This is a genomic window from Pseudomonas sp. Marseille-P9899, assembly GCF_903166565.1.
GTDB classification, from domain to species: domain Bacteria; phylum Pseudomonadota; class Gammaproteobacteria; order Pseudomonadales; family Pseudomonadaceae; genus Aquipseudomonas; species Aquipseudomonas huaxiensis.
Genome location: NZ_CAESCG010000002.1, coordinates 954,199 through 966,888, shown reverse-complemented (window position 1 = coordinate 966,888; position 12,690 = coordinate 954,199). Strand labels below are relative to the sequence as shown.

The window sequence follows — 12,690 nt, the reverse complement described above, 5'->3', positions numbered from 1 at the left end:
GGTCAGCCTACGGCGAGCGTAAAACCGCCCGTATCTTGACCGTAACGCCCAATCCGGTCAATACGGCAAAACCGCCAGCTTCCAGCCGCGCCTCTTTGATTTTACTGGCCTGCGGCAAATTCAAACAAACGTTTGTATTGGACCTCGCAAGTGGTGTAGATATAATGCGCGGCCAAGAGAAAGCGGTGTAGTGCGTCATCTTCCGGAGCTACATACCCGGCCCTTCGAAATGACCGCACTGACAACCCGCCAACAAAGAAAAACCGATGAGCCTTGAGTAGGAGAGAACCTGTGGAACGCGAATACATGGAATTCGACGTGGTCATCGTCGGCGCTGGCCCGGCGGGCCTGTCCGCCGCCTGCCGACTGAAGCAGAAGGCCGCCGAAGCCGGTAGCGAAATCAGCGTCTGCGTGGTCGAGAAAGGCTCCGAGGTCGGTGCCCACATCCTCTCCGGCGCCATTTTCGAGCCGCGCGCCCTGAACGAACTGTTCCCCGACTGGAAGGAACTGGGCGCGCCGCTGAACACCGAGGTCAAGCGCGACGACATCTATGTGCTCAAGGATGGCAGCAGCTCGGTGAAAGTCCCTGACCTGTTCGTGCCCAAGACCATGCACAACCAGGGCAACTACATCATCTCCCTCGGCAACCTGTGCCGCTGGCTGGCCCAGCAGGCAGAGAACCTGGGCGTGGAAATCTACCCGGGCTTCGCCGCCCAGGAAGTGCTGTTCGACGACAACGGCGTGGTTCGCGGCATCATCACCGGTGACATGGGTGTCGATCGCGAAGGCCAGCCGAAAGACGGCATGTACACCCCCGGCATGGAACTGCGCGGCAAGTACACCCTCTTCGCCGAAGGCTGCCGTGGTCACCTCGGCAAGCAGTTGATCAAGCGCTTCAACCTCGACAGCGATTCCGACGTGCAGCACTACGGCATCGGCCTCAAGGAAATCTGGGAAGTCGATCCGGCCAAGCACCAGCAAGGCCTGGTGGTCCACACCGCCGGCTGGCCGCTGGATGTGGTCAGCACCGAAAACACCGGCGGCTCCTTCCTCTATCACCTGGAAAACAACCAGGTAGTAGTCGGCCTGATCGTCGACCTGTCCTACGGCAACGCCTACCTCTCGCCGTTCGATGAATTCCAGCGCCTGAAACACCACCCGGTGATCAGCCAGTACCTGGAAGGCGGCAAGCGCATCAGCTACGGCGCCCGCGCCCTGGCCAAGGGTGGCCTGAACTCGCTGCCGAAGATGGTCTTCAACGGTGGCGCGCTGATCGGCTGCGACCTGGGCACGATGAACGTGGCCAAGATCAAGGGCAGCCACACCGCGATGAAGTCCGGCATGCTCGCCGCCGATGCAGTGGCTGCTGCCCTGCTGGCCGGCAGCGAAGGCGGTGACCAGCTCAACAGCTACGTCGAAGCGTTCAAAGCCAGCTGGCTGCACGACGAACTGTTCTCCAGCCGTAACTTCGGCCCAGCCATGCACAAGTTCGGCCCGCTGTTCGGCGCGGCATTCAACTATCTGGACCAGAACTGGTTCGGCGGCAAGCTGCCCACCCTGCACGACACCAAGCCGGACTACGCCTGCCTCAAGCTCGCGGCCGACTCGAAGAAAATCGACTACCCGAAACCCGACGGCAAGCTGAGCTTCGACAAGCTGAGCTCGGTATTCCTCTCCAGCACCAACCATGAAGAAGAGCAACCGTGCCACCTGAAGCTGGCCGACGCCGGCATCCCGATCGGCACCAACCTGCCGCTCTACGATGAACCGGCGCAGCGCTATTGCCCGGCGGGCGTGTATGAAGTGATCACCCAGGAAGACGGCAACAAGCGCTTCCAGATCAACGCCCAGAACTGCGTGCACTGCAAGACCTGTGACATCAAGGACCCTTCGCAGAACATCACCTGGGTCACTCCGGAAGGCGCCGGCGGCCCGACTTACCCGAACATGTAAGACGGCGGCCACGAAAAAGCCCCTCCACCGCAAGGTGTGAGGGGCTTTTTACATCCGGGCGAAAAAGCCGCGTCAGCCCTTGGCCAGCAACAGGTCTTCCTCGCTGCACAGGCGCTCGCGGCCACTGAAGTACAGCGACGTCAGCACGCCGACAAAGCCCATCACCGCGCAAAACGCCACGCACACCCACGGACTCCAGGGCATCAGCGCGATCAACATCAGCGGCGTGGTACTGGCCCACAGCGCGTAGGCGACGTTGTAGGTGAACGAGATGCCGGATACCCGGATCCGCGCCGGGAACAATCCGACCATCACCGAAGGCACCACCCCCACTACCCCGCAGCCAAGTCCGGCCAGGGCGTAGGCAATGCCAACCGTGTCCCAGCCGGCAACCAGACTGCCGTACAGCGCGCCAATGCCCAGCGGCAGCAGCAGCGAATACAGCAGCAGCGCCCGCCAGGCGCCGATGCGGTCCACCAGCAAGCCAGCCAGCACACAACCGATATTGAGGAAGACAATCCCCAGGCTGCTCAAGGCGAAGGTATGCCCGGCAGTCATGCCGAAGCGCTGCTGCATCACGGTCGGGGTGATCACCACCAACACCACCACCGCCGAGGTCAATACGCAGGTCAGCAGCACGGCCGGAAGCAGCGCCTGACGGTGCTCTCGCAATACCGCCCGCAGCGAAAACTCCTTCGGCCGGTCGCTGCTCTGGCGCGCCAGGGCGAGGAACACCGGCGTCTCGCTGAGCCAGCGACGCAGCCACACCCCAATCACCCCGAACACACCACCCAGCAGGAACGGATAACGCCAGGCGTAATCGAGGATTTCCTGAGGGGTGAACATCTGCGCCAGCGCCGTGGCGGTCAATGCGCCGAGCAGATAGCCGAACGTCAAACCGGCCTGCAGGAAGCCCAGGGCATAACCGCGCCGGCCAGATGGCGCGTGCTCGGCGACGAAGGTCCAGGCGCTGGGCACCTCACCGCCGACCGCCGCGCCCTGCAAGATCCGCAGCGCCAGCAGGATCAGCGGCGCGGCATAGCCGATATCGGCGTAGGTCGGCATCAGGCCGATCAGCAGGCAAGGCAGCGCCATCATCAGAATGCTCAGGCTGAAGACCTTCTTGCGCCCGAGATGATCGGCGAAATGCGCCATGAGGATGCCGCCGAGCGGACGCGCCAGGTAGCCGGTGACGAAAATCCCAAAGCTCTGCAACAGTCGCAGCCACTCGGGCATTTCCGGCGGAAAGAACAGCTGGCTGAGGGTCAGGGCGAAGAATACGAAGATGATGAAATCGTAGATTTCCAGCGCGCCGCCCAGGGCCGCCAGGCCGAGGGTCTTGTGGTCACCGCGCGACAGGCGCGCGGAGTCGTTGGCAGTCATAGGGGTTTCCGCAGGGATGAACGGGACCGCGCGCAGCCAGGCGCGCCTGAACGAGCGCCAGAGCATAACAAAATGAACCCGGACGCAGGCGTTTCAGGAGGGCCGGGAGAACACCGTCTGCCCCAGGCCCAGTCTTTGCCGGGAAGGCGCGCGCGGCGCGTTCTTGCCCTTGGGGCTGGGCAACTGACCGAGCAGGCGCGGGGTATCGATGATCGCCATGAACGCATGCAGCGTCTCGTCGTCCGGAACCTTCGCCAGACTGACGGTCACCGGCTGGCGCTGCCCCATAGGCACGCCGGGCATCTTCAGGTGCTGCGACTCGTACAGCAGCGCATGCTGAATCTGCACATTGACCCGGCAGAAACGCTCCAGGTCGACCCCGGCATGGCTGGCCAGGTCGATGTTGCCGATCAGCAGGTTGAACGGCAGCAGTGCGTTCTGCACAAGGTGGCGCAGGTCTTCGAAGGACTGTACCGGCGCGATGCGGTAGTAGCCCATGCCGTTGAGCATCTTCTCCAGTTGCAGCAACTGCATGGGATGCGCGTCGGCCAACAGGATTCGCAGGGTTTTGTCAGCCATGGTGAATGACCAAGGTGATAGTTGTTGGGGAACACTCCTTGACCACTCACCACGCCGACGAATCGGGCAGCAATTCCGTAGGAACTTTTACTGATAGTTGTCGGGAAACCGTCGGAAATCAAGCGAGCGTCAATATATTGTTGGGATGCCCGTTTTCAGGCCGCTCGTAGCTGCCGCAGATAATACCCGCAAATGAAAATGGTTCTCACAAAGATTTAGCCATTTCAGCATAGTATTGCCCTCCCCCGGAAGGGCCCTCGACGGCCAGCGCCGCGGGTAAATTACAGCGTGCCCCTCTCGTTTATCTGGGAGCCTCCCGTACCGGTGTCAAATGCCGCGCGGGCCGAATCCCTCTGGCTGGAACCCCGCATGAGACGTCCAACTTTCAAACGCCGCCTGCTGATCTGTGCCCTGGGGCTGGTCAGCCTGGGTGCCCTGGTTGCCTGGAAAACACTGCCGGGCAACGACCCGCTGAGTACCGTTGCGGTCACCCGTGGCGATATCGAAAGTAGCGTCACCGCGCTGGGCAATCTGCAACCGCGGCGCTATGTGGACGTCGGTGCCCAGGCGTCCGGGCAGATCCGCAAGCTGCATGTCGAGCCCGGCGATGAAGTGCAGGAAGGCCAGTTGCTGGTGGAGATCGACCCCTCGACGCAACAGGCCAGGCTCGATGCGGGCCGCTATTCCATCGACAACCTCAAGGCGCAGTTGGCCGAACAGCAAGCCCAGTACAAACTCGCCGAGCAGCAGTACAAGCGCCAGCAAAGCCTCGCCGCCGGTGGTGCCACCCGCGAGGAAGACGTGCAGACCGCCCAGGCACAGCTCAAGGTGACCCAGGCGCGCATCGACATGTTCCGCGCGCAAATCCTTCAAGCCCAGGCGAGCCTTCGCAGTGACGAAGCGGAACTCGGCTACACGCGCATCTACGCACCGATGTCCGGCACCGTGGTCGCGGTGGACGCCCGCGAAGGCCAGACCCTCAACGCCCAGCAGCAGACGCCGTTGATCCTGCGCATCGCCAAGCTGTCGCCGATGACGGTCTGGGCCGAGGTCTCGGAAGCGGATATCGGTCACGTCAAACCCGGCATGACCGCCTACTTCACCACCCTCAGCGGCGGCAAACGGCGCTGGAACAGCACCGTGCGGCAGATTCTGCCGATTCCGCCCAAGCCGCTGGACACCTCGTCGCAGAGCAGCGGTGGCGGCAGTGGCTCGCGCAGCGCCAGTGGCAGCAGCGGCAAAGTGGTGCTCTACACCGTGCTGCTGGACGTGGACAACCCGGACCACAGCCTGATGGCGGAAATGACCGCCCAGGTGTTCTTCGTCGCCGGCCAGGCACAAAACGTACTGACCGCGCCCGTCGCGGCGCTGGAAGACGACGGTGACAAGGCCGACCAGCGCCTGGTCCAGGTGGTGAACCGCGATGGCAAGATCGAGCAGCGTCATGTCCGTACCGGCCTGAGCGATCGCCTGCGGGTGCAGATCCTCGACGGCCTGGCCGAAGGCGATCACCTGCTGATCGGCGCCCCCATCGCCAGCGGGGGTTGAATGAGTACGCCCCTGATCGAACTGCGGGACATCCGCAAGTCCTACGGCGGTATCGACACGCCCAAGGTGGAAGTGGTGCGCGGCGTGAGCCTGGCCATCCATCCCGGTGAATTCGTCGCCATCGTCGGCGCCTCCGGCTCCGGCAAATCGACGCTGATGAATATCCTTGGCTGCCTCGACCGCCCCACCAGCGGCGAATACTTCTTCGCCGGCAAGGACGTCGCCGACCTGGACAGCGACGAACTGGCCTGGCTGCGCCGCGAGGCGTTCGGCTTCGTCTTCCAGGGCTATCACCTGATTACCTCGGGCTCGGCCCAGGAAAACGTCGAGATGCCGGCCATCTATGCCGGCACGCCCGCCACCGAGCGTCACGCCCGCGCCGCCGCCCTGCTCGACCGCCTCGGCCTCGGCGACCGCACCGGCAACCGCCCGCACCAGCTCTCCGGTGGCCAACAGCAACGGGTGTCGATCGCCCGCGCATTGATGAACGGCGGCCACATCATTCTCGCCGACGAACCCACCGGCGCTCTCGACAGCAAGAGCGGCGCCGAGGTCATGGCGCTGCTCGACGAGCTGGCCAGCCAGGGCCACGTGATCATCCTGATTACCCATGACCGCGAGGTCGCCGCCCGGGCCCAGCGGGTCATCGAGATTCGCGACGGTCTGGTCATCAGTGACTCGGCCAACGAGCAATCCGAACGGCAGCCGGCCAAAGCCGGCCCGAAAGCCGAAGAACTGCGCCGCTACCTCGACCACGGCTCGACCCAGACCGGCGCCTGGAAAGGCGAACTGGTGGAAGCCCTGCAGGCTGCCTGGCGGGTCATGTGGATCAATCGCTTCCGTACCGCGCTGACGCTGCTCGGCATCGTGATCGGCGTCGCGTCGGTGGTGGTGATGCTGGCAGTCGGTGAAGGCAGCAAGCGCCAGGTGGTGGCGCAGATGGCCGCCTTCGGCTCGAACATTCTTTACCTCAGCGGCAAGTCGGCGAGCATGCACGAGCCCGCCGGGATCATCACTCTCGACGATGTCGAGGCGGTCGGCGGCCTGCCGCAGGTGAAGAAGATCATGCCGGTGATCGGCAACCAGTTGATGGTGCGCTACGCCAACAACAGCCAGAAGTTCTACGTCGGCGGCAACAACACCTGGTTCTCGGAGATCTTCAACTGGCCGGTGGTCGAGGGCAGCTTCTTCACCGAGTCCGACGAACTGAGCGCGGCATCGGTGGCGGTGATCGGGCAGAAGGTCAAGGAGAAGCTGTTCGCCGAACGCAGCCCCATCGGCCAGTACATCCTGATCGGCAACGTGCCGTTCCAGGTGCTCGGCGTGCTCGCCGGCAAGGGTTCCAGCTCCGGCGACCAGGATAGCGACGGGCGCATCGTGGTGCCCTACTCCGCCGCCGCCATCCGCCTGTTCGGCAGCCGCGACCCGGAATACGTGACCATCGCCGCTGCCGATTCGGCCCGGGTCAAGGAAACCGAAGCAGCCATCGACCAACTGATGCGCAAGCTGCACCGCGGCAAGCACGACTACGAACTGACCAACTATGCGGCGCTGATCCAGGCCGAGGCCCGCACGCAGAACACCCTGTCGCTGATGCTCGGCGCGATCGCGGCGATCTCTCTGCTGGTGGGCGGCATCGGGGTGATGAACATCATGCTGATGACCGTGCGCGAGCGGACCCGCGAGATCGGCATCCGCATGGCCACCGGCGCCCGCCAGCGCGACATCCTGCGCCAGTTCCTGACCGAGGCGGTGATGCTGTCGATGGTCGGCGGCGTTACCGGCATCGCCGTGGCCATGCTGATCGGCGGCGGCCTGATGCTGGCAGACATTGCCGTGGCGTTTTCCCTCGGTGCCGTGCTCGGCGCCTTCACCTGCGCCGTCATCACCGGCGTGGTGTTCGGCTTCATGCCGGCACGCAAAGCGGCCCGGCTCGATCCGGTCAAAGCCCTGACAAGCGAATAATCGATGACATTGCCCAGCCGTCTCAGCCTTCTGTCCCTGTGTGTATTGCTCGGCGCCTGCGCCAACAGCGCCCCCGACGCAGCTCCGCCAGCGGCCCCCGAACACTGGCAAGGCCAGCATGACCCGGCCACGGCGATTGCCGACGGGCCGTGGTGGCAGGCCTTCGCCAGCCCGCAACTGAACGCCTTGATCGAGCAGGCGCGCGGCAACAGTTTCGACCTCGCCGCGGCCGTGGCGCGGATCCGCCAGGCCCAGGCCAGCGCGATCATCGCCGGCGCGCCGCTGCTGCCGGAGGTGAAGTTCGGCCTTAATGCCAGCCGCGAGCGACTGCTGCACGGCAGCGGCTACAACGGCATCGATGCGACCAGCCGCGAACGCACCTACACCGCTTACAGCACCGGGCTGAACGCCAGTTACGAAATCGACTTCTGGGGCGGCAAGGCCGCGGCCCGCGACAGCGCGCTGCGCAGCCTCGATGCCAGCCGCTTCGACCGCCAGACCGTGGAACTGACGCTGTTCAGCGGCGTGGCCAGCAGCTACCTGCAAAGCCTGGCGCTGATCGAACAAGTGCGTATCGCCCGGCTGAACCTGAGCAATGCCCGCGACGTACTGCAAGTGGTGCAGACTCGCCACGACGCAGGGTCAGCAACCGCCCTGGAACTGGCGCAACAACGCAGCCTGGTGGCGGCGCAAGAGCGCCAGGTGCCGCTGCTCGAACAACAACTGCAGGACACCCGCATCACCCTGGCGACCCTGCTGGGCGAACCGGTTCAAGCGTTGCCGCTGACCGGCGAAGACTTCGCCGCGATCAACTGGCCACACATCGGCACCGGCGTGCCCAGTGACCTGCTCAGCCGCCGCCCGGACATCGCCGCCGCCGAAGCACGGCTGGCGGCGGCCCAGGCCAATGTGCAAGTGGCCCGCGCGGCGATGCTGCCGAGCCTGACCCTGGGCGCCAACCTCGCGTCCGGCTCGCAGGTCTTCGACCGCTTGTTGCGCAGCCCCTACTACAACCTGACGGCTGGGCTGGCGGCGCCGATTTTCGACAGCGGCCGGCTCAAGGCCGAACGCGACCGGGCCCGCGCCGAGCAGGAAGAGCTGCTCCAGCGCTATCACGCCAGCATCGTTTCCGGCTTCGGTGATGTGGAGAAGGCGCTGAACAGCATTGGTGGCGTCGATCGCCAGCGGCAGTGGCAGGACGAAGAAGTGCGCCAGGCACGCACCGCCTTCGAACTGGCGGAGCGGCGCTATCGCGCGGGGGCGGAGACGCTGCTGACGGTGCTGGAAACCCAGCGCACCCTCTACCAGGCCCAGGACCAGCAAGTGCAATTGCGCCTGGCGCGGGTACAGGGCAGCGTGGCTCTGTACAAGGCGTTGGGTGGTGGATGGCAGGTGACGGAAGTTCGCTGAGCTAGAGGGGGGGGGACCGCTCGCGGTCCCTTACGAGGCAATCCCTTTCATCGACAAATGCCGCGCATACCACGGCCGTTGCGGCACGCGCTTGAACAGCGGCTTGAGCTTGTCTTCGTCGGCAAAGATGAGGCGCAACGCCAGCTTCATCGTCTCGATATCCATCTCCACCGATTTGCCCGGAAACATGCCCGGCGTGGTGCTGCAGCCATGGGTGGTCGGCCCCAGCCACGGATCCTCGACCTCATTCCAGCGCCCCGGCGCGAACCACTCCACGCCATTGATCTGAAGGCGCCGAACCTGGCCCGGGTTGTGCCGTTCCTGGGCGCGGAACCAGTCGTCGATGCGGTCGTCGATCCAGCCATGAAAGCCCCAGAACACCGGGTTCACATGGGATGAGAAAGGGTCGCCGAGAAAGTCATTGTCGGCGCCATACCAACGGGCGGCAAAGTCCGACGGATTGCGGGCGAACGGCACCGGCGCGCCGTTGGACGGGTCACGCGGGACCGACGCCCAGCACATGTGCAGCCAGTCGTGCAGGTTCATTTCCAGTTCCGAACCCAACTCGCCGAGGGTCATGCGCGACAGGTACTCCGGGTCCTGGTATTGCGATTCCCAGACCTGGAAGTTGCTGCAGAAAGTCTCCTGCGCCTTGATCGCCGCCACCCACTGGGTGTATTCGCTGTCCCCCGAGGCCAGCCAGGTCGGCGGGACGCTGTAGCCATCGTGGTTATCGAAGTAGCGGGCGAAACCGTGGCGATCGAACTCGACGTTGGGCTGCGGCAAGGGGAAGTGGGTCCAGGACGGCAATGCCTGGAAGGTGCGCGCGGTGTTGAGCATGTGCCGGTGCATGAACAGAAAATCCACACCGGAGCCGTTGCGGTGCTTGCGTGGCCCGCGGGCATCACGTTCTTTATCCCGCGGCCCGGGCTGCCAGCCGAGGCCGCGCAGGGCGCCATGCTGCTCTTCGGAGAGCCTGTGCCATTTGTCCCGGGTCGAATGCCAGAGCTGGTGGAACAACCGGTGCTCGGCGCCGATCAGCCAGTCGCGTAGTTCAGGGGTGTAGGCAATGCGCTCGCGCGCTTCGGGAAACATCCGCTTAACGGCGACGAAATGGCTGTCTTGCAGGGGCAGTGCCATGGACCGGTCGAGGCGCTGCAGGTTACCGCTGAGGGTTCCGCTTCCGGCGTTACCGAAACTGCCCCAGACCTCATCCAGCGAGGCAATACACTCGAAACCTGGGCCGCCCTGGTTGCTCAGCAGACGCCAGCGCACTTGCTTGCTGGAAGCGCCGACCAGATCGCCCAGCACCCGATAGGCCACCGAGCCGGGTTGTTCCAGCCGCTCACCGGTGTCCAGCACGCCGCGCAGGCCGCGGCCTTTGGCGGCGATATCCAGGTACAACTGCGCGCCTTCGCGCGGTAGCCCCGGCAAGCCGCCATCGGCGCCGGTAAAGCGGATATCCCAGACACCCCGCAGTTGATTGGCCAGTTGCTGACCGGCGATATCCGCCAGTTCGACGCTGGCTTCGCCTGGGGTGACGATGTCGTCCTCGGGGTCGTGGGTCAGCTTGCGATGGCCGTAGTAGACCGCCGGCACCGCCGCGCTGGTCAACGCCAGACCTGCTATGAATCCCCGTCGAGATATCGTCATTGCCCACCCGTGCCAGCCATGGAAACCACTTATGTCCAAGCTAGAACGTTGAATTGGGTGGGAAATTTAGGGGTTATTGCTCATCACACGGCCTCAGCGCGCAACGGCATCTGCAGCAGCACCCGCAGACCGTCGGGACGGCTGTCGAAATGCAATGAACAGGCGCAGCGCTGGACGATCGCCTGGACGATTGCCAACCCCAGGCCGCTGCCCTCACTTTGACCATTGCGCCAGAAGCGCTGGGTCAGGTGTTGCAGGTGCTGCTCGGGAATGCCGGGGCCATGGTCGCGGACGAGGAATCCGACCCGGCCCTCCTCCACGTGCACCTCCAGTTCCACCGGGGTTTCGCCGGTGCTGTGGCGCAGAGCGTTATCCAGCAGGTTGCGCAGTGCCGCCACCGCCAAACCCGCTGGCATGTCCAACTGCACCTCTGCGGCCCGTTGCGGCGCCTGCAAGACGATACGACGGTTATCGCCGGTATCCTGAATAGCCTGGCGAGCGGCCTGTTCGGCGCTGCACTGCATGCCATCGTCGAACGACAGGCTGCCCTCGACCCGCGCCAGCAGCAGCAACTGTTCGAGGGTCCGGTGCAGGCGGTCGGCGCCCTGCTCGGCATGCTCCAGGGCCTGCTCGCGCACGCTGCCATCGGTCATCCGCGCCACTTGCAGGTGGGTCTTGATTGCAGTCAGTGGGCTACGCAGTTCATGGGCGGCATCGCCAGTCAGGCGGCGCTCGCGTTCGATGGTCTGGCCAATGCGCAGGAACAACTGGTTCTGGGTGTCCAGCAACGGCTGCAACTCGCTGGGCACCGCCTTGATTTGCAGGGGTTCGACGGAGTCCGGGCTACGCCTGCGCAAGGCGTCTCGCATCCAGTTCAGCGGCGCCAGGCCCTTGCCGATACCGACCCAGAGCAAGCCAAGACTGCCGAGCAGGGCCACCAGCACCGGCGCCGACGCCGCCAGCAGAATCGAGCGGTTCAGCGCCTCGCGTTCGAGATGACGGTCGGCGGTGGTAATGCGGATATCGCCATGGGCGAAGGTGAAACTGCGCCAGCGCGCGCCATCGATCATCTGGTCATGGAAGCCGCCGCGCCCGTCGTCCAGGTGCTGGTCGGCATTCTGATGGCTGCGGGCGAGGATCTCGCCGCGTAGCGAGGTGACCTGACAGGCCATGCCGTCGGGGACGCTCAACTGATCGGCACTGAGATGGGTGCCTTCGCCCTTGCTGGTCAACGGCTGCGGCAACTGGTCGATCAGCCCGGCGACCATCCGCGCCGACGCTACCAGGCGCTGGTCGAGGGAAAACATCATCTGCTGCCGCAGGTCGCGCAGCATCCAGGCGGCGGCCAGGGCCCAGATCAGGACGAAGGCGGTGCCGAGAATCAGGCTCAGGCGCAGGCGCAGGCTCATCACGGCGACTCGGGCAATTGCGCCGGGCCCAAACGGTAGCCCAGACCGCGGACGGTCTCGACAATGCCGTTGCCCAACTTGCGGCGCAGGTGGTGGATGTGCACGTTCAGGGCATTGCTCTCCACTTCGTCGCCAAAGCCGTAGACGCTGTCCTTGAGTTGCTCGCTGGAAAGCACCCGGCCGGGGTTGTTCAGCAGCGCCTGGAGCAACGCCTGCTCGCGCCGCGACAGGTCTACCGGCTGGCCGCCCAGGCTGGTTTCGCAACTGCTTGGGTCGAAACTCAGCGGACCGTGTTCGATAACGTTCACGCAGCGCCCGGCCATGCGCCGCACCAGGGTGTGCAGGCGGGCGGCGAGTTCGCGCAGGTCGAAGGGTTTGAGCAGGTAATCGTCGGCTCCGGCCTGCAGGCCGTCGACACGGTCGGTCACCGCGTCGCGCGCGGTGAGAATCAGCACCGGAAGGCGTTCGCCTTGCTGGCGCAAGCGCTGCAACAGCTTGAGACCGTCTTCGTCGGGAAGCCCGAGGTCGAGCACCATCACATCGAAGTGCGCGGCCTGGAGCATGGCGCGCGCGGCACCGGCATTGGCCACGCGGTCCACGGTCAGGCCCTGGGCGCTCAGGCCGGCAATGATGCCGCTGGCGATCAGGTCGTCGTCTTCACAGAGCAGTACATGCATGGGCGGATTCGGTCATCGACGGAGAAGGCCTGCAGTGGGCCAGAGCAGGATTAACCGGGGATTATGCCCTGCGCCGCACGCCCCGTCGCCTGCCGGCCAGCGGCTTAACCCTG

The 12,690-nt window shown here is 64.7% G+C and carries 9 protein-coding genes; 4 read left to right on the top strand and 5 right to left on the bottom strand.

All coding sequences use genetic code 11. The features are described from left to right. Positions 1-291: 291 nt before the first annotated feature. Positions 292-1,953: an electron transfer flavoprotein-ubiquinone oxidoreductase gene (locus HWV67_RS13775; protein WP_175651621.1), complete on the top strand. Its 1,662-nt coding sequence runs from the start codon at positions 292-294 to the stop codon at positions 1,951-1,953. 72 nt (positions 1,954-2,025) lie between these two features. On the opposite strand, the gene HWV67_RS13770 is transcribed toward HWV67_RS13775, so the two are convergent. Continuing rightward, positions 2,026-3,336 (bottom strand): MFS transporter, encoded by a 1,311-nt coding sequence (locus HWV67_RS13770; RefSeq protein WP_175651620.1) that lies wholly within the window; start codon positions 3,334-3,336, stop codon positions 2,026-2,028. A gap of 93 nt (positions 3,337-3,429) precedes the next feature. Further along, entirely contained in the window at positions 3,430-3,915 is a 486-nt protein-coding gene (locus tag HWV67_RS13765) for a histidine kinase (RefSeq protein ID WP_175651619.1), read from the bottom strand. A 369-nt stretch (positions 3,916-4,284) separates the two neighbouring features. Here HWV67_RS13765 and HWV67_RS13760 point away from each other — a divergent pair, with 369 nt between their 5' ends. From HWV67_RS13760 to HWV67_RS13750, 3 genes are read left to right on the top strand one after another with little or no spacing between them, the layout of a single operon-like run. Beyond that, positions 4,285-5,463: an efflux RND transporter periplasmic adaptor subunit gene (locus HWV67_RS13760; RefSeq protein WP_175651618.1), complete on the top strand. Its 1,179-nt coding sequence runs from the start codon at positions 4,285-4,287 to the stop codon at positions 5,461-5,463. Further along, positions 5,464-7,428, top strand: coding sequence for a MacB family efflux pump subunit (locus HWV67_RS13755; RefSeq protein WP_175651617.1), 1,965 nt, complete (start codon positions 5,464-5,466; stop codon positions 7,426-7,428). 3 nt (positions 7,429-7,431) lie between these two features. Then, complete coding sequence (locus HWV67_RS13750) at positions 7,432-8,838, top strand: efflux transporter outer membrane subunit (protein ID WP_175651616.1); 1,407 nt, start codon at positions 7,432-7,434, stop codon at positions 8,836-8,838. Positions 8,839-8,868: 30 nt separating this feature from the next. On the opposite strand, the gene pvdP is transcribed toward HWV67_RS13750, so the two are convergent. The 3 genes from pvdP to HWV67_RS13735 form a co-directional block, all read right to left on the bottom strand. Then, the gene (gene pvdP / locus HWV67_RS13745) at positions 8,869-10,491 is read right to left on the bottom strand and encodes a pyoverdine maturation tyrosinase PvdP (protein ID WP_175651615.1); all 1,623 of its coding nucleotides are present in this window, start codon (positions 10,489-10,491) and stop codon (positions 8,869-8,871) included. Positions 10,492-10,574: 83 nt separating this feature from the next. After that, positions 10,575-11,900 carry an ATP-binding protein gene (locus HWV67_RS13740; protein WP_175651614.1) on the bottom strand — a complete coding sequence of 442 codons (1,326 nt, stop codon included), beginning with the start codon at positions 11,898-11,900 and terminating at the stop codon, positions 10,575-10,577. After that, the gene (locus tag HWV67_RS13735) at positions 11,900-12,577 is read right to left on the bottom strand and encodes a response regulator (protein WP_110971972.1); all 678 of its coding nucleotides are present in this window, start codon (positions 12,575-12,577) and stop codon (positions 11,900-11,902) included. Before HWV67_RS13735 ends, HWV67_RS13740 begins: the two co-directional genes overlap by 1 nt. Between the last annotated feature and the right edge of the window lie 113 nt (positions 12,578-12,690).